At 70.8% G+C, this 22,486-nt stretch carries 21 protein-coding genes; 13 read left to right on the forward strand and 8 right to left on the reverse strand.

The features are described from left to right. The first annotated feature begins 2 nt into the window (after positions 1-2). From EV139_RS00680 to EV139_RS00690, 3 genes are all read left to right on the forward strand, one after another. Entirely contained in the window at positions 3-677 is a 675-nt protein-coding gene (locus EV139_RS00680; RefSeq protein WP_198677397.1) for a DUF3105 domain-containing protein, read from the forward strand. Continuing rightward, entirely contained in the window at positions 677-1,384 is a 708-nt protein-coding gene (locus EV139_RS00685; protein WP_241988928.1) for a DUF305 domain-containing protein, read from the forward strand. Before EV139_RS00680 ends, EV139_RS00685 begins: the two co-directional genes overlap by 1 nt. A gap of 95 nt (positions 1,385-1,479) precedes the next feature. Further along, entirely contained in the window at positions 1,480-2,508 is a 1,029-nt protein-coding gene (locus EV139_RS00690; RefSeq protein ID WP_130452404.1) for a VOC family protein, read from the forward strand. Positions 2,509-2,596: 88 nt separating this feature from the next. On the opposite strand, the gene EV139_RS00695 is transcribed toward EV139_RS00690, so the two are convergent. Next, complete coding sequence (locus tag EV139_RS00695) at positions 2,597-3,241, reverse strand: NAD(P)-dependent oxidoreductase (RefSeq protein ID WP_130452405.1); 645 nt, start codon at positions 3,239-3,241, stop codon at positions 2,597-2,599. 133 nt (positions 3,242-3,374) lie between these two features. Between EV139_RS00695 and EV139_RS00700 the strand changes: the two genes are divergently transcribed. Then, on the forward strand, positions 3,375-3,740 hold the full coding sequence (locus EV139_RS00700) for a winged helix-turn-helix transcriptional regulator (protein WP_130452406.1): 366 nt from the start codon (positions 3,375-3,377) through the stop codon (positions 3,738-3,740). Between the two features lie 869 nt (positions 3,741-4,609). Further along, on the forward strand, positions 4,610-5,113 hold the full coding sequence (locus EV139_RS00705) for a nucleoside deaminase (protein WP_130452407.1): 504 nt from the start codon (positions 4,610-4,612) through the stop codon (positions 5,111-5,113). A 168-nt stretch (positions 5,114-5,281) separates the two neighbouring features. Here EV139_RS00705 and EV139_RS00710 read toward each other — a convergent pair whose 3' ends face one another. Further along, positions 5,282-6,880, reverse strand: coding sequence for a PucR family transcriptional regulator (locus EV139_RS00710; protein WP_130452408.1), 1,599 nt, complete (start codon positions 6,878-6,880; stop codon positions 5,282-5,284). Positions 6,881-6,963: 83 nt separating this feature from the next. Between EV139_RS00710 and lysA the strand changes: the two genes are divergently transcribed. The 5 genes from lysA (at position 6,964) to EV139_RS00735 (ending at position 12,413) form a co-directional block, all read left to right on the forward strand. Beyond that, a complete protein-coding gene (gene lysA / locus EV139_RS00715; RefSeq protein WP_130452409.1) occupies positions 6,964-8,262 on the forward strand; it encodes a diaminopimelate decarboxylase in 1,299 nt (432 codons plus the stop codon). 68 nt (positions 8,263-8,330) lie between these two features. Beyond that, positions 8,331-9,266, forward strand: coding sequence for an ABC transporter substrate-binding protein (locus EV139_RS00720; RefSeq protein WP_130452410.1), 936 nt, complete (start codon positions 8,331-8,333; stop codon positions 9,264-9,266). A 9-nt stretch (positions 9,267-9,275) separates the two neighbouring features. Further along, positions 9,276-10,241: an amino acid ABC transporter permease gene (locus tag EV139_RS00725; RefSeq protein WP_130452411.1), complete on the forward strand. Its 966-nt coding sequence runs from the start codon at positions 9,276-9,278 to the stop codon at positions 10,239-10,241. Continuing rightward, the gene (locus tag EV139_RS00730) at positions 10,234-11,010 is read left to right on the forward strand and encodes an amino acid ABC transporter ATP-binding protein (RefSeq protein WP_130452412.1); all 777 of its coding nucleotides are present in this window, start codon (positions 10,234-10,236) and stop codon (positions 11,008-11,010) included. Before EV139_RS00725 ends, EV139_RS00730 begins: the two co-directional genes overlap by 8 nt. A gap of 383 nt (positions 11,011-11,393) precedes the next feature. After that, positions 11,394-12,413: an arsenic resistance protein gene (locus EV139_RS00735; protein ID WP_130452413.1), complete on the forward strand. Its 1,020-nt coding sequence runs from the start codon at positions 11,394-11,396 to the stop codon at positions 12,411-12,413. Here the strand turns inward: EV139_RS00735 and EV139_RS00740 are convergent. The 3 genes from EV139_RS00740 to EV139_RS00750 all read right to left on the reverse strand — a co-directional run bounded on the left by EV139_RS00740 (position 12,410) and on the right by EV139_RS00750 (position 15,342). Beyond that, entirely contained in the window at positions 12,410-13,201 is a 792-nt protein-coding gene (locus EV139_RS00740) for a metal-dependent transcriptional regulator (protein WP_130452414.1), read from the reverse strand. The genes EV139_RS00735 and EV139_RS00740 overlap by 4 nt on opposite strands. A 10-nt stretch (positions 13,202-13,211) precedes the next feature. Continuing rightward, the gene (locus tag EV139_RS00745) at positions 13,212-14,540 is read right to left on the reverse strand and encodes a sodium:proton exchanger (protein ID WP_130452415.1); all 1,329 of its coding nucleotides are present in this window, start codon (positions 14,538-14,540) and stop codon (positions 13,212-13,214) included. Positions 14,541-14,715: 175 nt separating this feature from the next. Next, positions 14,716-15,342 (reverse strand): TetR/AcrR family transcriptional regulator, encoded by a 627-nt coding sequence (locus tag EV139_RS00750; RefSeq protein ID WP_198677398.1) that lies wholly within the window; start codon positions 15,340-15,342, stop codon positions 14,716-14,718. 174 nt (positions 15,343-15,516) lie between these two features. On the opposite strand from EV139_RS00750, the gene EV139_RS00755 reads away from it, so the two are divergent. After that, entirely contained in the window at positions 15,517-16,638 is a 1,122-nt protein-coding gene (locus tag EV139_RS00755; RefSeq protein WP_130452417.1) for an ABC transporter permease, read from the forward strand. Positions 16,639-16,759: 121 nt separating this feature from the next. Beyond that, positions 16,760-17,407: an NAD(P)-dependent oxidoreductase gene (locus EV139_RS00760; protein WP_130452418.1), complete on the forward strand. Its 648-nt coding sequence runs from the start codon at positions 16,760-16,762 to the stop codon at positions 17,405-17,407. Positions 17,408-17,474: 67 nt separating this feature from the next. Here EV139_RS00760 and EV139_RS00765 read toward each other — a convergent pair whose 3' ends face one another. The 3 genes from EV139_RS00765 to EV139_RS00775 form a co-directional block, all read right to left on the reverse strand. Further along, positions 17,475-18,575, reverse strand: coding sequence for an NAD(P)-dependent alcohol dehydrogenase (locus tag EV139_RS00765; RefSeq protein WP_130452419.1), 1,101 nt, complete (start codon positions 18,573-18,575; stop codon positions 17,475-17,477). Between the two features lie 221 nt (positions 18,576-18,796). After that, positions 18,797-20,353 carry an APC family permease gene (locus EV139_RS00770; protein WP_157992957.1) on the reverse strand — a complete coding sequence of 519 codons (1,557 nt, stop codon included), beginning with the start codon at positions 20,351-20,353 and terminating at the stop codon, positions 18,797-18,799. Beyond that, complete coding sequence (locus tag EV139_RS00775) at positions 20,350-21,741, reverse strand: amidase (protein ID WP_130452421.1); 1,392 nt, start codon at positions 21,739-21,741, stop codon at positions 20,350-20,352. Before EV139_RS00775 ends, EV139_RS00770 begins: the two co-directional genes overlap by 4 nt. 83 nt (positions 21,742-21,824) lie before the next feature. On the opposite strand from EV139_RS00775, the gene EV139_RS00780 reads away from it, so the two are divergent. Further along, positions 21,825-22,478, forward strand: a complete 654-nt coding sequence (locus EV139_RS00780; RefSeq protein WP_130452422.1) for a TetR/AcrR family transcriptional regulator — start codon at positions 21,825-21,827, stop codon at positions 22,476-22,478. The last annotated feature ends 8 nt before the right edge of the window (positions 22,479-22,486 follow it).

Genomic DNA, 22,486 nt, shown 5'->3' on the forward strand with positions numbered 1-22,486 from the left:
TCGTGGTGGAACCCACTGGGCGAAAGACAGTCAAGCAGGAGCGCGCAGACCGGCGCGCGGAGAAGGTCCAGGCGTACCAGCGCGAGCAAGCCGCGAAGCAGCGCCGGCGCCGGATCGGGATCATTAGCGGCGCGGTCGGCGGGGCGGCGGTGCTCGCGCTCGTCATCACGTTCGTGGCGACGACGGCGACCCCGCAGGAGCGCCCGCAAGATATCGCGATCGCCGATCTGCAGGAGTACCCGAACCTGCCGGCCACCCACGTGGGCCCGGCCCCGGTCGACTACGAGGCCGAGTACGACATGAACCCGCCCGCGGGCGGCAACCACTTCCAGGCCTGGCTCAACTGCGGCGTCTACTCCGAGCCGCAGCCGAACGAGAACGCCGTGCACTCGCTTGAGCACGGCGCGGTCTGGGTGACCTACAACCCGGAGACCGCCTCCGAGGAGGACATCGCCGAGCTGCGCCGCAGCATCCCGGAGCTCTACACGATCGTCTCCCCGTACCCCGACCTGCCGGCGCCGTTCGTCGCCTCCGCGTGGGGTGCGCAGATCGAGCTCGACTCGCCGAGCGATCCGCGCCTGGGCCAGTTCATCGACCGCTACTGGAAGTCGGCCGACGCCCCCGAGCCCGGCGCCTCGTGCTCCGGCGCGGTCGAGGGCATCGGCAGAGTCGCCTAGTGGCTGAGGCGCGCGGCGGGCGTGGCATCGGCCTCACCGTCTTCGTCGCGACGATGCTCGCGCTCGTGCTCGTGGCGGGATCGCTCATGATCGGTCGCGTCACCGCGACGCCCGAGACCGTGCCGAGCACCCGGAGCGCCGAGGCCGGCTTCGCGCGCGACATGCAGACGCACCACGACCAGGCGGTCGAGATGTCCCTGATCGTGCGAGATCAGACCGACGATCCGGCGATCCGGCTGCTCGCGTACGACATCCTGACCTCGCAGGCGCGGCAGTCCGGCCAGATGTTTGGCTGGCTCGCCGTGTGGGGCCTGCCGCAGGCGTCACCCGAGCCGGCGATGACCTGGATGCACCGGCCAGTGCCGGGCGAAGGCGGCACGCACGCCGCCCACGAGGCCGATGTTGATCCGGCCGAGGTTCCGACCACGATGCCGGGGATGGCGACGCGCGAGCAGCTTGAGGAGCTGCGCTCGCTCACCGGGGAGGCGGCCGAGCGCCGGTTCCTTGAACTGATGATCGCCCACCACGAGGGCGGCGTCGAGATGGCCGAGGCGGTCGTCGCGCGCAGTGACCTGCGGGTCGTCACCGATCTCGCCAGCAGCATGATTGCCGCCCAGCGCAGCGAGATTCAGCTGATGCAGGATCTCCTCGCCGAACGCGGCGGCGAGACGCCCGAGCGCGATGCGCTCGCGGGCCGAGTGCCCTAACCCGGGCATCCCCGCCGCGGGCCTCATGTGGCCCGCGCTGGCCGCTCGCACGCACGAACGCACCCACCCACGTCACCCACGAAGGAACCAGCAGAATGCCATCAGGAACTCAGACAACCCGGCGCCGCTCGCGCATGCGCGCGGCGATCATCGGCGGGGCGGTTATCGTCGTCCTCGCGGTCGGTGCGATCTGGTGGTTCGCCAGCCGCGCAAACTCCACGGAGGCGGCGAGCGGGGCGGTCGCGGGGGAGATCCGCGGCCCCGAGGGCGCACCCACCGAGCGCGCCGACGGGCTCCCCGCGGAAACCACCATGGGCGTGAACGAGCTGCGGGTGCGCGATCTACCGGGTGTGCGGGGGTTCTACGAGGACGGCGTCGGCATGTCGGTGCTCGACGAAAGCGACGGCGAGGTGCTGCTCGGGTTCGGTGACGAAGCCCTGATCCGCCTCGTGCGCTCCGAGGAGCCGCTGCCGCAGCCGGAAGACGCCGGGCTGTACCACACGGCGATCCTGTTCCCCGATGAAGCCACGCTCGCTCAGACTCTGCTGCGCGTCGCCCAGTCGGCGCCCAACAGCTATCAGGATGCGGCGGATCACGCGGTGAGCCAGGCCTTCTACTTCGGTGACCCGGAGAACAACGGCGTCGAGCTGTATGTCGACCGACCGAGCTCGGAGTGGGTGTGGGTCGACGGCAAGGTGACCATGGGGAGCGAGGCGCTCGACCCGAATCAGTTCATCGACGACCACCTGGGCGACGAGGCGCGCGGCACCGCGACCGTGGGGCACGTGCACTTGAAGGTGGGCGACCTCGACGAGGCGCGCGAGTTCTACGCGGACACCCTGGGCTTCGGCGTGGTGTCGGAGGCCGACGGCGCGCTGTTCTACTCGGCGGGCGGCTACCACCACCACCTCGCCACGAACACCTGGATGAGCGCCGGCGCGGGGCCCCGGAGTACCGAGGTGGGGCTCGGCTCGGTAACGATCTCGCTCCCGGACGAGGCGAGTGTCGCGGCTGTGGCGGATCGCCTCGCCGCAGCGGGCGTCACCACGGAGACGGTGGCGCAGGGGATCGTCGCCGCCGACCCGTGGGGCAACCGGATCCGGCTGGTCGCCCCCGGCGCGTAGCGCGGCCACACGTGGCGTGCTCGGGGCAGCCCCGAGCGGTGGCGCGCTGGGCCGGCTCCGGATCGGTGCGATCCGGAGCCGCGCCGGATCAGTACGCGACGGTGAAGCGCTGGCGCCGGTGCGCCGGCCGCTCGATTTCGTCGACGATCGCGTGCGCCAGGTCGGCGCCCGAGATCTCGGAGTTGCCCGCCTCGTCGGTGAGGAGCACGTCGCCGCCGATGCGGAACGTGCCGGTGTGCTCGCCCGGGGCCCACGCGCCGAATCCGCCCGCGGGGCTCACGTAGAACCAGTCGAGCTCGGCGTCGGCTGCGCGCAGCTCCGCCAGTACCTCCGCCATCTCGGCCGCCTCGGCCTTGAACGCGTCCGGGAACTCGGCGGTCGACGCGACGGTGGGGCCGTCGGGCGAGACGCGCAGCGATCCGGCACCGCCGACCACGCCGATCCGCGCCCCGGCACGCTGCGCTGCGGCGGCGAGCGTCCGCATCACGCCGATCACGTTGCCCTCGAGCGCGCCGCGCGGGGAGAGCGCGCCCACCACGACCTCGGCGTCCCCGGTCAGCCCGGCCAGCGCCGCAGCATCGAGCACGTCGGCGGCCACGTAGGTCACTCCGTCGACGGGCGCCTCCGGCACCGAGCGGGCCACAGCAGTGACCTGGTGTCCGCGGGCGGCCGCCTCGCGCACGATGTTCTCGCCGGCGTATCCGGTGCCGCCAACGACGGTGATGCGTGCCATGTGTTCTGTCCTCTCATCTGCGGGGCTTCCGTTTGGCGCCCCCAATACTTACGATAGGAGAGTAAGTATGTTTCCGAAAGTAGGCACTTTTCGGTAACTAACGTTCGCCGAGGTGCCGAGGAGGGTGCGCCGCATGACCGAGCCGCACTGGGATCCGTTCAACCGCGACTGCCCCACGCGGCGGCTGCTCGACCGAATCGGGGATCGCTGGACGGTGCTCGTGATCGGGGCGCTCGCCGAGGGGCCGCTGCGCTTCGGCGAGCTCGCGCGCCGCGTTGACGGGGTGTCGCAGAAGATGCTCACGCAGACGCTGCGCGGGCTCGAGCGCGACGGCCTCGTTGACCGCACGCTGTATCCGCAGGTCCCGCCGCGGGTCGAGTACGAGCTCACGCACGCGGGCCGCACGCTTCGCGAGCCGCTGGGCGCGCTCGACGCCTGGGCGCGCACGCACATGTCGGGCGTGATCGCCGCGCGCGAGGAGTACGACCGCGCCGTGTGAGGCCCCGCGCGGGCGCGCGGGCGCGCGGGCGCGCTGCGCGTGCGCCCGTGCCCGTGTCGCGCGTGCTGCGCGCACCGCAGGCGCTGCCTGCGCCGTGCCTCGCGCCCACTCACTCCCGCCCCTGCGCCCCGCCGAGTGTTCACAAAAGCCCCCTTCGCGGGGGCTGAAGTGGGTGTTTGGCTCCACTCGGCGTGCCTGGGGTGGCGCCGCCCACGCGGCGCCCGGTGCCTCGCGCGACTGCGCCTTGCCCGCCCTGCCCCTGCCCTGCCCCTGCGTTGCCTTGCTTTGCCCCGCACCAACCCCTGCCGAATGTAGAGAAAACTCCCCTTCGCCTGGCCTGAAGGGGACATTTGGCTCCACTCGGGGGAGGTGAGGTGCGGCGGGGCGAAGGCGGGCGGGGCGAGGCGACGCAGGAGCGAGGCCGGGCGGGGGGGGGGCGTGGCGCCCGGCCTCCCGCGGTGTAGCCGCTGCGGCCCGCCCGCACCCGCCCCTTGCTCGTCCCTGCGTCGGTCCTGTCCTGTCCTGTCCTGTCCTGTCCTGCCCTGCCCTGCGTCGGCCTCGCCCGTTGCCCCGCACCAGCCCCAGCCGAGTGTAGGAAAACCTCCTTCTCGCGTGGTCCGAAGGGGACTTTTGGCTCCACTCGGGGCGGGGCGGGGCGGGGCGGGGAGGTGAGGCGAGGGGAAGACTGGCGGGCGGGGCGGGGCGTGGCGGGGAGGTGAGGCGAGGGGAAGACTGGCGGGGCGGGGCGGGGCGGGGCAGGGGCGAGACCGGGCAGGCGGGGCGAAGCAGGGGCGAGACCGGGCGGGGCACCCCGCACGGTGCGGCCGCCGCGGGTACGATGGTCGTGCCTCGAGCGTAAGGAGTTCGTCATGACCAACGCACTGGCCCAGCCCCTGAGCGGGGACGAATTGCGGTTGCTGCGCCGCGCGATTGAGATCGGGCACGAGGCTCGTCAGGCCGGCAGGCATCCCTTTGGGGCGCTGGTGACGGACGCCGCGGGGAACATCGTCGCGGAGCGCGGCAACAACTCCGTCCCGCCGGAGGGGGATCCCACCCAGCACGCGGAGCTCGCAGCGGCTGCGGCGGCCTTCCGAGAGCTCGGTGCTGAGGGGATGATCGGCTCCACCCTGTTCACGAGCGCAGAGCCGTGCGCCATGTGCACCGGGGCCGCGTACTGGACGGGGATCGACAAGATCGTCTACGCGCTCAGCGAGGAGCGGCTGCTGTCCCTCACCGGCGACGACCCGGAAAACCCGACGTTCGCGCTGCCGTGCCGCGAGGTGGTCGCACGCGGACAACGAGAGATTCAGGTGGTGGGCCCCCTCATCGAAGACGAAGCCGCGATCGACCACGAGGGCTTCTGGAACCACTGAGCTCTGAGCTCTGAACCCCTGGGCCTGAGCCCTTCGAGTGGAGGCAAGAGCCCCCTTCGCGGTCAGGGAAGGGGGCTTTTACCTCCACTCGGCGAGGGGGAGCAGGGCGCACCACGCCCGCGCGACGAACCCGCGCGCCAAGCCCGCGCACCAAACCCGCCCCAACCCTCACGGGGCGTCAGCGAGGCGCAGCTGCAGCCAAAGGGCGAGGCGGCGGTCCGGGTCGTCGAGGTCGAGTCCGAGCCGGCTCGTGGCCTGCCGCACCCGGTAGCGCACGGTCTGCTCGTGCACGTTCAGGCGCTCGGCGACGCGGGGCGCACTACCGCGCTCCTCCAGCCAGGCGAGCAGCGTGACCCGGGTCTCCTCCTCGCCCTCGGCGAGCAGGCTCGCCGCCTCGGGAAGCTGGAGGTCGCTGCCGCGGAGCGCGTCGGCGCACTCCCGGAGGATGAGCTGCGGCTGCACCGCGTCGGGCGTCGCGACCGCGATCCGCATCTCGCGCGCGCACTCGGCGACGCGCACCGCGCGCTCGTAGTCCTCCGAGAGCGACGGGCTGGGCCGGCGCGGCGCGCTCAGCCCACAGTTGCACGCGCTGCCGGTGAGGCGCACGAGCTCGGGGAGGAGCCGCTCCAGCGAGCGCGCCACTGGCTCGGTCGCAGCGCTGGGGACGAGCGCGACGACCTTTCCCTCCATGACGCTGCACACGCTGCCCGGGAAGTAGACGGACAGGTGTCGTGAGGCGGCGGTGCGGATCTCGCTGAGGTCGCCCTCGAGCACCGCGCCGCTGTCGATCGCCAGCACCAGGTAGTTCTTGTCGGGGCGCATGCCCAGCACGGTGGCGTCGTTCTCGTGCGGGGTGCCAGAGAACAGGCGCCGCAGCGCGGTCTCCTTCGAGCGCTCGTCGCCGTGGTCGAAGCGCCACGCGTCCACGATGTAGCCGGATGCGAGCTCCGCCGCGCTCTGCAGCACCTCCCGCTTCTCGGGGGAAAGTGGGGTGTCGAGGTCGTCGCCGTTCGGGTCGATCACCCAGATGGATCCGAGCGGGATGCTGCCGGCGCGCAGGGGGAGGGCGGCGCGCGGCGCGAACTGGTTCTCGGTGGGGAAGCGCGAGATCCCGTCGGCGGCGAACACCTGCCGGTAGCGCACCTCGTTGAGCGGCCCGTCGGGGGTGCGGCGGGTGAGGATCCCGTTTGCGCGCAGGCTGTCGATCGCCTGCCCGGGCAGCGCCGAGTACGCGAGGATGTTGCGGCGGTGATCCTCGATCGCGACGGATCCGCCGAACGCCTGCGCCACCGAGTTCGCGAGCGAGAACAGTCGGTCGCCGGAGTTGGTGCCGAGCTGCAACCCGGCGCCGTGCTCGCCGAGGAGCCGGCTCACGAGCGCGTCGAACTCGCGCCACCCCACCGCGGAGGTAAGCCCGAGGAGCTGCAGATCGTGCTGCGCGCACGCGGCGACGAGGCCTGCGCCCTCGGGGCCCTGCGCCGCCCGCGCCACGATCCCGCTTGCCTGCGCCGTCCGCAGCTGTGCGCACAGCGCGTCGAGCCGGTCGGGTCCCAGCTCGGCGTGCGCGGTGAGCATCACGAGTTGCCCCGCGAGCTGCTGTTCGCCGATGTCGGTGTCGTAGTAGGTCACCCCGAGCAGCGACGTCGGCCGCGGCGCGGCGTGGAGCACGGTGAGCACTCCCCGCCCCATCTGCTCGATGAGGTTCTGGATCGGGAGCCCGTTTGAGATGGGGAGCAACGCACCCGTGCGCGGAATCGATGATGACACCACTAAAGATTAGCGAGTTCGACAAGTGATCGGGGTCGTTCGCTTTCTACAGTCGGTAGGGACAACAACGAAGGAGTTACGACGTGGCAGCAAGCGGGTTCTACGATCCCCGGTTTGAGCGGATCTTCCCACCGAACGCGGCGGTGCGCGCTGACGGCGTCCTCGAGGTCGGCGGCTGCTCGCTCCCGGCCCTCACGGAGGAATTCGGCACCCCGCTGTACGTCGTCGACGAGCAGGGTCTGCGCGATCGGATGCGCGCCTACCGCGAGGGCCTCGCCGCGCGCTGGCCCAACAGCCAGGTCGCGTTCGCCTCAAAGTCGTTCCCCGTGCTCGCCGCCTACGCGATCGCCGCCTCCGAGGGACTCGCGATCGACGTCGCCGGCGCAGGCGAACTGCTGCTCGCGCTCGAGTCGGGCGCACCGCCCGAGCTCATCCACCTGCACGGCAACGCGAAGAGCCACGAGGAGCTCGTGCTCGCGGTCGACGCGGGGATCGGAGCGATCGTGCTCGACGGCGAGGCCGACGTTGAGCGCCTCGACGCGCTGCTCACCCGCCCGCAGGACGTGCTGATCCGGATCATCCCGGGCGTGGACCCGCGCGTTCCGAAGGCGATCTCCACCGGCGGGGCCACGTCAAAGTTTGGGCTGCCGATCCCGCAGGCGAAGGCGCTGATCGCGCGGCTGGCCGAGCACCCGTTCATCAATGTGGTGGGGCTCCACCTCCACATCGGCTCGCAGGTGCTCGAGGTTGAGCCGTTCGAGCGGGCGGTCGAGGCGGTGCGCGAGCTCGGCGAGTTCCCCGTCTACAACATCGGCGGCGGACTCGGCGTCAACTACAACGTGCGGCACAACGCGCCCACCCTCGACGAGTACCTCGACGGCATCACCGCGGCCGCGAAGCGCGTGCTCCCCGCGGGCAGCCGCCTCATCATCGAGCCGGGCCGCTCGCTGGTCGCCCGAGCGGGCATGACCGCGTACCGCGTCAACAACGTGAAGCGCACGGGCGCCACGTTCGTCGCCGTCGACGGCGGCCTCGCCGACCAGCTCAACGTGGCGCTCATGAACATGGAGTTCACGCCCATCGTGGCGGACCGCGCGAGCGCGCAGCCAGACACCGTGGCCCAGCTCGTGGGGCGCCAGTGCGAGTCAGGCGACCTGCTCGTTGACCGGGCGGAGCTCGCCGCGCCCGCCACGGGCGATACCATCGTCCTCGCCGCCACCGGAGCCTACGGCTACACGCTCTCGAACAACTACAACGGAGCGCTCAAGCCCGCGGTGGTGTTCTGCCGCAACGGCGAGAGTCGCCTCGCCGTGCGCCGCCAGACCTACGCCGAGTTCCTCGGGCACCACGTCGGCCCGAGCGAGGAATCGTGGTCGTCGTGATCCGACGCCGCTGACCCATCAGTTCACCCACACCACCACTCACTATTCCCCAAGGAAGAGGAACCACCATGAAGAAGCTCGTGCAGATCTCGACCGCGGCGGCGCTCGCCGCAATGCTCGGCCTCACCGCCTGCTCCAGCGGCGGCGGCGAGACCGAAGCGAAGACCGATGACGCGCCCGCCGCGGCGGTCACCTCCGGCGTCGACGAGGCCGCGGCCGCCGCGCTCCCCGAGGCGATCCGCGACTCCGGCGTGATCCGCGCCGCCGCCGGCATCCCGTACCCGCCGTTCATCCTCCTCGAGGGCGAGAAGCAGACCGGGCTCGATCCCGATCTGGCGCAGGCCCTGGGGGAGAAGCTCGGCGTCGACATCGAGATCTCCCACCAGGCGTTCGAGACCGTGATCCCGTCGCTGCAGGCGAAGAAATTCGACATCATCATGTCGGGCATGAACGACACCGTGGAGCGCGAGGAGACCCTCAACTTCATCGAGGAGATCTACGCGGGCTTCACGATCGTGGTCAAGGCCGGCAACCCCGAGGGCATCACCGGCCTGGACGATCTCTGCGGCCACCCCGTCGCCGTGCAGAAGGCGAGCGCGCAGCTCGGCCTGCTCGAGGATCTCGCCAAGACCTGCGAGGCGGACGGCAAGGGTGAGCTGACGATCCAGCAGCTCCCCACCGCGCAGGATCCCCAGACCGCGCTGAAGGCCGGCCGCGTGGTCGCGTATCCAGTTGACGCCCCGGTCGCCGCGTACACGGTCGCCACGGCGGGCGACGGCAAGGACTTCGAGGTCGTGAACGATCCCGAGTTCCCCGCCGGCATCAACCCCGTCTACACGGGGATCGGCACGCTCAAGGAGAACACTGAGCTCACCGAGGCGCTGCGCCTCGCGCTGCAGGCACTCATCGAAGAGGGCGTCTACCAGGACATCCTCGATACCCATAACCTCGGCAACTACGCCACCGACGAGGCAATCGTCAACGGCGCGTCGACGGAAGGCTAAGCCACACTCATGACTCACTCAACTGTGACGGCGCCGGAGCAGGATCGGAGCTTCGACATCGAGGCTCTTCCGCTCCGGCGGCCGGGGCGGTGGATCTGGGCGATCGCCCTGCTCCTCTTCGCCGCCTGGTTCGTGCAGGCGCTCTGGACGAACAAGAACATCGACTACGCGGTCGTGGGCGAGTACCTGTTCAACCCCGAGATCGTGTCGGGTGTGGGCACCACGCTGTTGATCACCGCGATCGCGATGATCATCTCCACGGTGCTCGCGGTGATCCTCGCGGCGATGCGCCTCTCCGGAAACCCCGTCGCAGTGGTGTTCGCGTCGTTCTACGTCTGGCTGTTCCGCGGCACGCCGCTGCTCGTGCAGATCGTGATCTGGGGCTACTTCGGCCTCATCTTCGAGAAGATCACGCTCGGGATCCCGTTCACCGACGTGGTGTTCTGGGAGGTCGACACGAACGTGCTGCTCACGGCGTTCGTGGCCGGCATCATCGCGCTGACGCTCAACGAGGCCGCATACTCCGCCGAGATCGTCCGCTCGGGCATGCTCTCGGTCGACTCCGGTCAGAAGGAGGCGGCCGCGTCGCTCGGCATGAGCCCGCTCGCCACGTTCGTGCGGATCCTGCTGCCGCAGGCGATGCGCGTCATCATCCCGCCGCTCGGCAACGAGCTGATCTCGATGATCAAGAACACCTCGCTGCTCTCGCTCATCGCTGTGATGGAGGTGTACACGCGCGCCACGCAGATCTCCGCGCAGAACCTCAAGCAGGTCGAACTGCTGATCGTGGTGAGCATCTGGTACCTCGTGATCGTGTCGCTGCTCTCAATCCCGCAGTACTACCTTGAGCGGTACTTCGGCCGCGGCGTCGAGCGCAACGCGCCCGTCTCCCCGCTGCAGAAGGCGCGCGAGATGACCGGGACGATCGCCGTCCAGTTCCAGGGCAAGAACAAGAAGGGATCGCGCAATGACTGAGCTCAGCGATACCGCGCTCGTGCAGCTCCGCGGGGTGCGCAAGCACTTCGGCAGCCTTGAGGTGCTCAAGGGAATCTCGATGGACGTGCACGCCGGCCAGGTGTCGGTGCTGCTCGGCCCGTCCGGATCCGGCAAGTCGACCCTGCTGCGCTGCATCAACCACCTTGAGACGATCGACGGTGGCCGGATCACGGTCGACGGTGAGGTCGTCGGCTACCGGGACCACGGCGATCGGCTGCGCGAGATGCACCCGCGCGAGGTCGCGAAGCAGCGCCGCTCGATCGGCATGGTGTTCCAGCGCTTCAACCTGTTCCCGCACAAGACCGCGATCGAGAACATCATCGAGGCGCCCATGGTCGTGTCGCGGCGCAGTAAGGCCGACGCGATCGCCGAGGCGCACACCCTGCTGCGTCGGGTGGGGCTCGACGCCTGGGCCGATCACTACCCGTCGCAGCTCTCGGGCGGCCAGCAGCAGCGCATCGCGATTGCCCGCGCGCTCGCGATGAAGCCGAAGCTCATGCTGTTCGACGAGCCGACCTCGGCGCTCGACCCGGAGCTCGTGGGTGAGGTGCTCGACGTGATGAAGGAGCTCGCCAACGAGGGGATGACGATGATCGTGGTGACCCACGAGATCGGCTTCGCCCGCGAGGTGGCGGATCAGGTCGTGTTCATGGACGGCGGGGTCGTGGTCGAGAGCGGGCCGCCCGCCGAGCTCATCGACAACCCGCAGCACGAGCGCACGCAAGGCTTCCTCCACAGCGTGCTCTGAGGCGCCCGCGCGTGGCCCGCGCGTGCCCCGCGCCGCGCGGGGCGTGCCCCGAGCCGCGTGGCCCGCGCCCCGCGCCGCGCGGGGCGTGCCCCGAGCCGCGTGGCCCGCGCCCCGCGCCGCGCAGGGCGTGCCCCGCGCCGAGTGTGCACAAAAGTCCCCTTCCGCCTCGCGGAAGGGGACTTTTGCCTACGCTCGAAGGAGAGAGTCAGCGCGCAGCGCGCAGGGAGCCTCGGCGCAGCGCGCAGGGGAGACCCGGGCGCAGCGCGCGGGGAGACCCGGGCGCAGCGCGCGGGAGCGAGCCAGCGCGCAGCACGGGGGAGGCCCGGCGCGCAGCGCACCGTGGCGGAGCACGCCCCGATCAGGGGAGAAGGAAGGGGGGCGGCGTGGGGGCACACCGATCCTCGTGGGCTGCGCGCGCCGCCTGGCTTGAGCGCCACCAGCTCGGCCTCTCGCTCGCCGGGATCGCGCTGGGTGCAGTGACCGGGCTCGGCGCCCCGCAGCTCGCTCCCGTCCTCACCGCGAGCATCACGCCCGTGCTGGCGCTGCTGCTGTTCGCCACGTTCTTGGGGGTGCCGCTCGCCCGGCTGGGGCGCGCGATCCGCGACACCCGGTTCATGGCCGCCGTGCTCGGCGTCAACTTCGTGGCGGCCCCGCTCGTCGCGTTCGCGCTCTCTCGGTTCGTCGCCGAGGATGCGGCGCTGCTGCTCGGGGTGCTGCTGGTGCTGCTCACGCCCTGCGTTGACTACGTGATCGCCTTCACCGGCCTGGCTGGCGGCTCGCGCGACCGTCTGCTCGCCGCCACCCCGCTCCTCATGCTGTTGCAGCTCGCGCTCCTGCCCGGCTTCCTGTGGCTGTTCGCCGGGCCCGAGGCCACCGGGCGGATCGAGGTGTGGCCGTTCGCCGAGGCGTTCATCTGGCTGATCCTGGTCCCGCTGTGCGCCGCGGCGCTCGTGCAGTGGTGGAGCCGGGCGTCGCCGATCGGGCAGGGTGTTGAGCGAGCGACGGCCGGCGCGATGGTGCCGCTCATGGTGGTCACGCTGGCGGTGGTGGTCGGCTCGCAGATCGACGCCGTCGGTGGTCACCTGGCGCGCCTGCTCCCGCTGGTCCCGCTCTACATCGCGTTCGCTGCCGTGATGGTGGGTGTCGGGGTGCTCGCGGCTCGCGCGGCGCGGCTTGATGTGCCCGGGGCGCGGGCCATCGTGTTCTCTGGCGTGACCCGCAACTCGCTGGTGGTGCTGCCGCTCGCGCTGGCGCTGCCGCCGGCGTTCGCGCTCGCGCCGCTCGCGGTGGTCACGCAGACGCTCGTCGAGCTGGTGACGCTCGTGGCGCTGGTGCGACTGGTACCCCGGGTGCTCCCCGCGCGCGGGCCCGGCACGGGGACACCGCACCCGGCGCTCGACTAGGCCGGGCCGGGATCAGGATCAGGATCAGAGCCAGGATGAGGCTCCGGACCAGGCTCCGGACCAGGCTCTGGGGCCCAAGCCGGATCCGAACTCGGCGGCGGGGACGCCGCGGGCTCTGGCGGCCCGGGGCTCACGCGGATCGCCGCGGCCGCTGCGAGGCTGAGCTCGATCCGGCGCGCTCCGAAGCTCAGCTCGATCATCTCGGCGGGCAGGTTGACCGCCCGCACCTCGACCGTGGCGCCCACGGTCACCCCGCGCTCGGTGAGTAACCGCAGCACCTCGGGGGAGCGGTCGGAGACCCGCGTGACGGTGCACGACGCCCCCACCGGGAGCTCGGTGATCGCGCGGCTCAGGTCGGGCGGCATCGTGCCGTCGGCTGCCGGGATCGGGTCTCCGTGCGGGTCGACCGTTGGCGCGCCAATCGCGTCGTTCATGCGGTCGAGTACCAGATCCGACACCGCGTGCTCGAGCCGATCCGCCTCGTCGTGCACCAGGTCCCAGCTCAGTCCGAGCTGCTGTGCGAGAAACGTCTCGATGATTCGGTGCCGCCGCACGGTCGCCACCGCGATCCGGTGCCCCTCATCGGTGAGCACGATGCTGCCGTAGGGCTCGTACTCGATGAACCCGTCGCGGGCGAGTTTCTTGAGGTTCGCGGACACGGTGGAGGGGGTCACGCGGAGTCTGGCGGCGAGCTCGGTGGTGGACGGCTCGCCGCCCGGCCACTCGTACGCCTTCCAAATGAGCATCAGGTGGTCCTCGACCATTCGGGTCACGGCGGGGCTGCGCATCTGCCCCATGCTAGCCGCGCGAGCCGCGGGCCGGCTCAGGTACCGGCGTCCCGACCGCCTGCGTGCGCCTGAACGGGGCGCTCAGCGTCGCGCGGAGCTCGCGGCGGTGGGCCACGATGAACGCGATTGCGAGCGCCGCCTGGATCGCGCTCAGCACGTAGCGCCCGGAGGTGTCGGTCACCACGAACTGCACCGCGAACAGGGCCGCCAGCCCGATCGCGGAGGACCAGCTGAAGCGCAGGGCCAGGATCATAGCGACGCCGAGCAGCGTCTGCGTGGCGGTGAGCGTGAACTCCTCGATCTGCCGGGCGTCGAGCGCGAGCGCGGTGGGGCCGCCGCCGATCGAGTGCGCCACGGGGAGCGAGCCGACGAGCAGGCTCCACTGATTCACCTTCGACGCGATGAGCGTGCCGATGGCGGCGGGGCCCATGCCGCGCAGCGCGAACATCACGGCAATGATGAACTCGGGGGACTCGGACGCGAGCGGCGCGAGCCACTGCACAAGGAAGTAGCTGTCGATCCCGAGGCTCGCCCCGGACGCCACGAGCGCCTCCGCGAACGGCTCCGCCGACATCAGGATGATGGTGGCCGACACGACGAACAGGGCCACAATGGTGGCGCGGCGGGGGCGCCGATCCATCCCCGCGATGAGCGCGGCCGGACCCACGAAATCTGGCTCCTCGTCGCCGTGGGTGAGCCCGGCGCGCCAGAGGTAGAGCCCGAACACGAGGATCAGGATCGCGCCGAACCAGAGGGGAATGCTCCCGATGAGCGGGATCGCGAATGCGAGCAGTGCGAGGATCGCGAGGAACCCGATGTCGAGCCGGTGCTCCTTGGGGAGGCGCAGCGCGCGGGGTGCGCGCGGGGTGCCCGAGCCCGTGGCCCCGGCAGACGGTTTCGTGGGGCCCGTGGCGCCTGTTGCTGCCGCTGCGCTTGCGCTGGCACCGCGGCGAAGTGCGCGGCGCGCGACCACGAGCGAAACGAGCACCACGAGCGGCCAGCCGAAGCCGAGCAGCAGCCGGTTTGAGCCCGTCATGTTGGCGGCCGCGTAGTGCAGGTACTCCGGATCCGAGCCCGACCTGAACGCGTAGTACAGGTCCACGGCGTACTCGGGCAGGATTGCGATGAGCGCCAGCAACGCGATCGCGAGCGCCCCCGAGATATCTTTCTGCGCGGCCTCTGCGGCCCAGGCGAGCAGGAACGCGGCGGCGACCACGGCCGCGCCGTAGACGAGCATCTCGGCGACCGGGTGCAGCTCGACGCCGGTGATCCTGAGCACGATGCCGGGGGCGGCCACGAGCAGGCTCGTGGACACGCGTCGGAGTAGTGCGGCTTGCATGTGATCTCCTCGCGCGGGCAGTGCTGAGTGGATCTCGCGCCCGCATCCATCACCTTCCCGTCCGATCAGCGGGTGTGTCTACGCACACCTCAGAGTGAGACGCGCCACACATTCGGGTGTGGTGCTGCGCAGCGTCGCTGCGGGGTGGCTGCCGGGCGGGCCGCCCCCACGCGGGCTAGCGCGTGCCGGCGGTGAGGAGGGGGAGCAGCACAGTGTCAATGAGCTCTGTCAGCGTGCGGCTGTCGAGTCCGCCGGAGAACAGGAGCTCGTGCCGCACGAGTACGACGGGGAGAGACACCACGTGCGGGGGCAGCGGGTCCTGCGCGATGTCGCCGCGCTCGCGGGCGGCGTCGAGGATCGCGGTCACCGAATCAATGACCCACGACTGTGTTTCGGTGGCGAGTCTGTGCACCTGGTCGCCGGGGATCTCGCCGAGGAGGCCGCGCAGCGTGTCAACGCCCGCCCGCTCGAACTGGTCGGAGAACGAGCGGCCGAGCCGGAGTAGATCGGTGCGGAGATCACCGCTGCTCGTGGCGGGTGAGTCTGCGGCGGGCGGGCGTTGGATCCACGCGTCAATGACCATGTGCGCCCGCGACGGATAGCGGCGGTAAATCACATGCTTTGAGGTCTTTGCGCGCTTTGCGACCCCCTCGAACGTCACGCCCGCGTAGTTGCCGGCCGCGAGTTCGTCGCGCACGGCCGCACGGATCGCCTCGTCAAGCTCGGCCCCGTACCGGCGCGCGGGTCTGTGCGCAGCACCTCCCGCGCCCGCGGTACCGCCGGTGCTCGCCGTGCTCGCCACTCGACTCCTCTCGCGAATCCTCGCCTCGTTCACAGCCGAGCCTACACTCATCATCATATAAGATACGGAACGTGCCGTACCTTCTTGGGTGGTGACCGATCACTCGCCCGACTCACCGGTCGCGGACACCCCCGCCCCGCCCACAGCCCGACACTCACCCTCAGGGAGCCCCGCATGAGCGACACCGCGCCACCCATCAGCCCACCCAGAGCTCGCGCGCGCTGGCTCACCCCGTTCATCGCTATCGCCGCCGCGCTCGCCGCCGGCGCGCTCCTCATGGCCCCCATGATCGGCATGGAACCGCGGGATATCCCGGTCGCGATCGTCAACCTCGATCAGGCCGTCGATACGCCAGCCGGCGCAATTGCGGCGGGGACCGCGGTTGCCGAGGCCGTGCAGTCAGCCGACGCCGAGGGACTGCTCGCGTGGCGCACCCTCGACACACAGCACCAGCTCGACGAGGCGATGGACGCCACGGAGCTCTACGCGGCGCTCGTGATCCCCGAGCAGTTCTCGGCCGAAACGGTGGCGGGGACCCCGCCGCCACTGCAACTCATCATCAACGAGGGCAAGAACCCGATGGTGGCCGCACAGCTCGGGAGCTCGGTGGCAGCTCTGACGAGCGGCGCAGAGTTTGAGATCGAAACCACGGTGGTCAATGAGATCCCCACCGCGCTTGGCACCGTCGCCACGTTCCTGCCGATGGTGATGATGATCCTCGTGTACATCGCGAGCTATGCCGGCGGAATCGTGATCCGCTCGACCTTCTCACTGGGTCGGCAGGGTCGTGGGCGAACGGTCGCCACTCAGCTCGTGGTCGCCGCCATCGCGGCCGCGCTCACGGGCTTCGGTGCGGCGCTGATCCTCGCCGGGTTCGTCCCGGAGCTGTCGTTCTCCGTGGCTGGGGCAGGCGCCTTCCTCACGATCGCCTCCTTCGCGTTGATGACCGTGGTGATCGGCGCAATCAACTGGGTCGGCATGATCGGGATGGCGGTGCCAGTGCTCACCCTGCTGCTCGGGCTGGGGCCCGCCGACCTGCCGTACGAGTTCCTCCCCGCGTTCTGGCAGGACTGGGTCTATCCGTGGAATCCGCTGCAGTTCCTGGCCACCGGCGCCCGCGCACTTCTGTTCCAGGGGGCCGGCTGGCTCAACGCTGGCACGCTGGGCCTTGCCATCACCGCCGCGGTGGGTACCGTGCTCGTGGTGAGCTCGACGCGTACGCCGAGAGGCAACGCGGCGGCGGATCGCCCGGGCGAGGTGAACCCGCAGGGCGCTCCCGCGCCGACCGGAGTCTGAGGGCCGGCCGGCCCCGGTGCACGTCGAGGCCTGAACCGGCAGCGGCCCCGGTGTCGCCCGGCCGTCGAACGGCTCATCAGACTCACAACAGACCGACACTCATCGAACAAAGGACACCGTCATGAAGATCGTCATCGTGGGAGCCGCGGGCAACGTTGGCTCGCACACCGTCACGGAAGCGCTGCGCGCCGGGCACGAGGTGACCGCCTACGTGCGGCGGCCGGAACGCGTGGCACCCCGCCCGGGCCTCACCGTCGTCGCGGGAGACGCGACAGACACGGTGGCGCTCACGGCCGCCGCCACGGGGGCCGATGCGGTCGTCGTCTCAATCACCGGGTCCACGAAGGACGCCACGTTCATGCAGCGCACCCTGCCGTCCGTGATCGATGCCGCGCGCGCCGCGGGGGCCGGGCGGCTCGTGCTGGTCTCAGTGTTTGGTGCGGGGGACACCGCAGCGAAGGCGTCCGGGTTCGCCCGCCTGGTGTACCGCCTGGCGCTGCGCCGATTCCTCGCGGATAAAGCTGCCGCGGACGCGCAGCTCATCGCCTCCGGGTTGAACTATGCGATCGCGTACCCGGTCAATCTGAAGCAGGCGGAGCCGCTCCCCGAGACCGGGATCGCGCTGCTGCGCGACGTGGACCGGGTGCCCGGCCTGCCCACGCTGCCGTACGGAAACGCCGCGGCGGCCCTGGTCGAGATCGCCACCCAGCCCGGGTATGCCGGGGAGCGGGTGCTCGTCACGACACCGACCGGGTGGCGGGCCGTCTAGCGCGGGCAACGCGGCCCACTCCCGCGTGAGCGCGGGAGTGGGCTGCGCCACGCAGGTGCCGCTGCGCCTAGTAGAGCACGACGGGCTTGATCGTGGCCCCGGACTCGCTGTCGGCGAATGCCTGGTTGATGTCGGCGAACTCGTACGTCTTCACGAGCTTGTCGAACGGGAAAAGCCCGCGCTCGTGCAGCGAGATGAGCTTGGGGATGAACTCGCGCGGCACGGCGTCGCCCTCGACGACCATGGAGATCGTGATGCCGCTGGTGAGCAGCGTGCCGATGTCGAAGGGGGCCTCCGTGCCGAGCTTCGCAGCGCCCACGAGCACGCCGTGGCCGCGCAGCGCGAGCGACTTGGTCATCTGGCTGAACACGGCGGGCACCCCGGTCGTGTCGAGCGCGTAGTTGACGCCGGCGCCGCCCGTGATCTCGCGGATCGCCTCGACCGCGTCGACCTCCTTCGAGTTGACCACGTGGGTAGCGCCGAGCTCCTTCGCGAACTCGAGGCGCGACGGCACGATGTCGACCATGATGATGGTGGTCGCCCCGCTCGCGACCGCGCCGAGCATGCCGGCGAGGCCCACCGCACCGGTGCCGAACACGGCGATTGACTCGCCGGGGCTCGGCTTGAGCACGTTGAGCACGGAGCCGGAGCCGGTCATGATCCCGCAGCCGAGCGGCCCGAGCAGCTCGAGGGGTGCGTCGTCGGAGACCTTCACCGCGTTGCGGGCTCGCACGTTCGTGGCGGACGCGAACGACGACTGGCCGAAGAAGTTCGACGAGATCGGGGCGCCGTTGTCGTCGAACATCTTGCTACCGTCGGCGCGGCTGCCGCCGAAGTTGAGCGCGTAAAAGTCGGTGCAGTACTGCGGGTGGCCGCTGATGCAGTTCTCGCAGACCCCGCAGGACGCGGGAGCGAGGACGACCTTGTCGCCCACCTTGAGGTCGGTGACGTCGGCGCCCACCGCCTCAACGATGCCGGATCCCTCGTGCCCGAGCACCGCGGGGAGCGGGGTGGGGTACCACTGGTCGCGCACGATGGCGTCGGTGTGGCACACGCCCGACGCGACCATGCGGACGGTGACCTCGTCCGCGCGGGGCGCATCGAGCGTGAGCTCGCGAATGTCGAGATCGGTCTGCGGGGCGGTCGCCACGGCTGCGTTGATCTTCACGGTGTCTCCCTGATTCTTGTGGATTGAAGCACTGCTCGACCGTGGGGCGGCTGCATGAATCGTGGAGGCGACTTGTGATCGTGACCAGAGTGCGGGCGGCCGTACCCAATGTCACCCCCGAGCCTACTCCTGAAGTTGGCCGGTGAACGGGGAGAATCCCAGGGAGCGGGGATGGGGTGGGAACCGCGGCGGGGACCGGCGGTTCCGGGCCCCGCCGCGCGCTACTCGGGGTGCGCCGCCGCCTCGCCCGCGGCGGTAGCCACGTCGATGGTGCGGGTGCCCTGGCCGATCCCGGCGTAGACCTCCGGCCGCCGGCGGCGCAGCCACACCGCCCAGACCACGCCCGCAATACCGAGCAGCAGCACGGGAGCCACGAGCGCCGCGTTCGCCCAGCCCTGCAGATCGGTGAGCAGATCGAAGTTGCTGAGCATGAGCCACAGCCCGAGAGTGAGGCCGATCGCGCCGAGCCCCGGCGCGATCACCACGCGGAAGGCACCGTGGCCCCGTCGGTCCCGCCAGAAGTAGCGCAGCACCGCGATCATGCACAGCAGTTGGAGGAACACGATGCCCACGATGCCCACGCCGTTCGTCCACAGCAGCAAATGCAGGTACGGGTCGCCCGAGAGCGTCACCGTCACGAGGATCGGCACGATCGCCGCGAGGCTCACCGCGATGCTCGCCCGGAACGGGGACGCGAAGCGCGGGTGCGTGGCCCCGAAGCGCCGCGACACGATCCCGTCGCGGCCGAGCGCGAAGAGGTAGCGCGAGGTCGCGTTGTGGAACGCGAGCGTTGCCGCGAACAGGCTTGTCACCATGAGCACGTCCATGGCGATCTTCGCCCACGGGCCCAGATACGAATCCGCGAGCATGAAGTACATGCCCTGGAACGTGTCTGACAGCGATGTTTCGACGAGTCCGTCGAGGCCGAGCGCGGCGACCGCGATCCAAGTGATGAACCCGTAGAACACGGCGAGGAACCCCACCGCGAGATAGGTGGCGCGCGGGATCGTGCGCTTCGGGTTCTTCGCCTCCTCCGAGTAGATCGCGGTGCTCTCGAAGCCGAGGAAGGCGCCGAGCGCGAGCACGAACATGCTGCCGCTGCCCGCGTCGAATACCCGGCTCGGCGCGAACGGTTCGAGCGTGAAATTGCTGGTGCCCTCTGTGGCGAGCACGGCGACTGCGATGACCACGAGGATCGCGACCTCCGCGGCCATGAGCACGCCGAGGATCCGCGCTCCCACGGTGATCTGGCGGTAGCCGAGCACCGCGATCACGGCGAGCGCCAGGGCGGCGTAGATCGACCAGTGCAGCTCGATCCCGAAGAGGTCTCGCATCGAAGATGCCGCGTAGAACCCGAAGAAGCCGTAGAACCCGAAGCAGATCAGTGCGTACGACAGGAGCGCCACGACCGCCGTGCCCGCGGCGGCCGGGCGGCCGAGGCCGTGCCCCACGAACGCGTAGAACGCGCCAGCGTTGCGCACGTGACTCGCGAACGCGGTGAGGCCGGCGGCGCACAGGATATAGACGAGCCCTGAGAACAGGTACGCGCCCGGTGCGCCGACCCCGCCGAGGCGGAACGCGAGTGGCGCGGCGCCGGCGACCACGGCGAGCGGGGCCGCCGCCGCGACCACGAAAAACACGATGTCGAGGGTGCCGAGCGAGCCGCGCTGCAGGCCCGCGGCGGGGGAGTCTGCGGTGGCGTCGGAGTCGCTGCCCCCGCCCGCACTCGCTGATCCGGCCGACCGCGCTGCGGGGCCCCGCGAAGAACCCCCGCTCACAGTGCGGGCCACCACTCGGGCGAGGTCCACAGCGCGAGCTCCGCCTCGAGCGCGGCGCCCACGCGGAACACGGTTGCGTCGTCGTACGTGCGCCCCACGATCTGCACGCCGGTGGGCACGCCGTTGGGGGCGCGCCCCGACGGGACCGCGAGCACGGGCACCCGGCCCACCACGTTAAAAGGCAGCGTCATGAGCTCGGAGAACACGGCGGCGCTGTCGGTGCAGGCGGCGTCGGCGGGCATTCCGGTGTTGGCGATCGTGGGGCACAGGAGCGCGTCGTATCGTTCGAGGAGCTCGCCCAGCGGTTGGTAAAAGGCGGCCTCCGCCTCGAGTCCCTCGACGTAGCCCCCCGCGCCAGCGGCACTCGCGATGAACGCCTGCGTGTAGGGCATGAGCTTGTCGGTGAGTGCCGGATCACCGCTGCCGACGCTCTCGATGAACGGCCCCATGACCTGCCCGAAGTGCGCCCAGGCGATGCTGAGCACCTCGTCCGGGGTCCAGGGGAGATCGACCTCGTCGACGGTGGCGCCCGCCGCGCGCAGCGCGTCCGCTGCGGCGCGCGTGTTCGCGACGACGGCGGGGTCTGGGGCGTAGCCGCCGAGGGTGACGCTCAGCGCGATCCTGGTCCCAGTGAGCGGGGCGGCCGCCCCCGAGACGCGCAGGGCCGGGCGCAGCGAGGCCGGGTCGCCGGCCCAGGGACCCACGATGACGTTCTGCAGTGCGGCAACGTCGGCGACGCTGCGTCCCATCGGGCCGTCTGCGCAGTACGTGTCGCTGTTGAATGGCGCGAGCCCCGGGACGCGGCCGAACGGGGGCTTGAAGCCCACGACGCCGCAGTACGAGGACGGGATTCGGATCGAGCCGCCGATGTCTGAGCCGGTGGCGAGGATCGTGGAGCCGGCCGCGAGCACAGCGCCGGCGCCGCCGGACGAGCCGCCGGGGGTCATGTCGAGGTTATGCGGGTTGCGCGTGACGCCCCACAGCGTGGAATGTGTCACGGGCGCGCAGCAGAACTCGGGGGTGGTGGTGCGGCCGTGGATCACGGCGCCGGAGTCGCGGATGCGGTCGACGATCGGGTGCGTCACGGTGGCGATCGCCCCTTGTTCGAGCAGCGAGCCGTCTTCGGCGGTCATCCCGGCGATTGGCTGCTCCTCTTTCAGCATGATGGGGACGCCCTCGAGCGGGCGCGCGGTGCCGTCGCGGTAGCGGGCCTCTGAATCCCGGGCGGCCGCGCGAGCGATCTCGAGCATCTCCTCGGTCACGGCGCCGACGCGCGGCTCGGTGTGGGCGGTGCGCGACACGACCGCGTCGAGCAGCTCGACGGGGGAGAGTTCGCGGGTGGTAAAGCGACGGATCGCTTCGCTTGCGGTGAGGTAGTGGAGGTCCACGGTGCTCCTATCGGATCGGCTTCATTGCGGATCGTGCGCCGTACGGCGTACGGTACGTTGTACGGTACGTTACCCTACTCGGTATGGACGCTCGAAACCACCCCGACGCAGGGAGCGCGAAACCGCGCGGCGCGCTGCGGCGCGAAACCATCGCCGAAGCGGCGATCGAGCTCATTGAGGCGCGCGGAATCGAGCAGCTCACGATGCGCGCGCTCGCCGCCGAGCTCGGCAGCGGCACGATGACGCTCTACACGCACGTGCGCAGTCGAGATGACCTGCTCGCGGCCGTGGTGCAGCGGCTCATCGCCGAGATGGACATCGCCGGCGCCGTCGCGCGCGCGGCGGGGAGCTGGCAGGCCGTGGTGCGCGCGACGCTCGACGGGTACCGGCAGCTTGCCACGCGCTTCCCGCGCTCGTTCGAGCTGCTCGCCCTCGCGCCCTACGACGAAGACCCGGTGGCCTCGCACCTCGCGCACGTGGTGGCCGAGGTTGAACGGGCCGGGCTCCCCGCCGCGGACGCGCGCTTCGCGCTCGGCACCGCCGACGCGTTCGCGACCGGCTTCCTCGTGGTCTGGGCGCGCACCGCCACGCGGGCTGAAGACCGCGCAGGCACCGCCACGCGGGCGGACGATCGCGCGCGCGGCGGTGACGCCGCGGCGGTGGAGGAGCTGCGCGCACCCGGGATGTTCGACCGCGGGGTCGACGCGGTAATCCGGGGGATCGAGGCCGCCCTGTGACTCCGCTG

Origin of the sequence: Leucobacter luti (assembly GCF_004217175.1) — a bacterium.
GTDB classification, from domain to species: domain Bacteria; phylum Actinomycetota; class Actinomycetes; order Actinomycetales; family Microbacteriaceae; genus Leucobacter; species Leucobacter luti.

What these genes read in the sequence shown, in the direction of transcription:
- EV139_RS00690 (WP_130452404.1), top strand. Translation starts at nt 1,480, where the DNA reads ATGCCATCAGGAACTCAGACAACCCGGCGCCGCTCGCGCATGCGCGCG.
- EV139_RS00695 (WP_130452405.1), bottom strand. Translation starts at nt 3,241, where the DNA reads ATGGCACGCATCACCGTCGTTGGCGGCACCGGATACGCCGGCGAGAAC.
- EV139_RS00700 (WP_130452406.1), top strand. Translation starts at nt 3,375, where the DNA reads ATGACCGAGCCGCACTGGGATCCGTTCAACCGCGACTGCCCCACGCGG.
- EV139_RS00705 (WP_130452407.1), top strand. Translation starts at nt 4,610, where the DNA reads ATGACCAACGCACTGGCCCAGCCCCTGAGCGGGGACGAATTGCGGTTG.
- EV139_RS00720 (WP_130452410.1), top strand. Translation starts at nt 8,331, where the DNA reads ATGAAGAAGCTCGTGCAGATCTCGACCGCGGCGGCGCTCGCCGCAATG.
- EV139_RS00725 (WP_130452411.1), top strand. Translation starts at nt 9,276, where the DNA reads ATGACTCACTCAACTGTGACGGCGCCGGAGCAGGATCGGAGCTTCGAC.
- EV139_RS00730 (WP_130452412.1), top strand. Translation starts at nt 10,234, where the DNA reads ATGACTGAGCTCAGCGATACCGCGCTCGTGCAGCTCCGCGGGGTGCGC.
- EV139_RS00740 (WP_130452414.1), bottom strand. Translation starts at nt 13,201, where the DNA reads ATGCGCAGCCCCGCCGTGACCCGAATGGTCGAGGACCACCTGATGCTC.
- EV139_RS00745 (WP_130452415.1), bottom strand. Translation starts at nt 14,540, where the DNA reads ATGCAAGCCGCACTACTCCGACGCGTGTCCACGAGCCTGCTCGTGGCC.
- EV139_RS00755 (WP_130452417.1), top strand. Translation starts at nt 15,517, where the DNA reads ATGAGCGACACCGCGCCACCCATCAGCCCACCCAGAGCTCGCGCGCGC.
- EV139_RS00760 (WP_130452418.1), top strand. Translation starts at nt 16,760, where the DNA reads ATGAAGATCGTCATCGTGGGAGCCGCGGGCAACGTTGGCTCGCACACC.
- EV139_RS00780 (WP_130452422.1), top strand. Translation starts at nt 21,825, where the DNA reads ATGGACGCTCGAAACCACCCCGACGCAGGGAGCGCGAAACCGCGCGGC.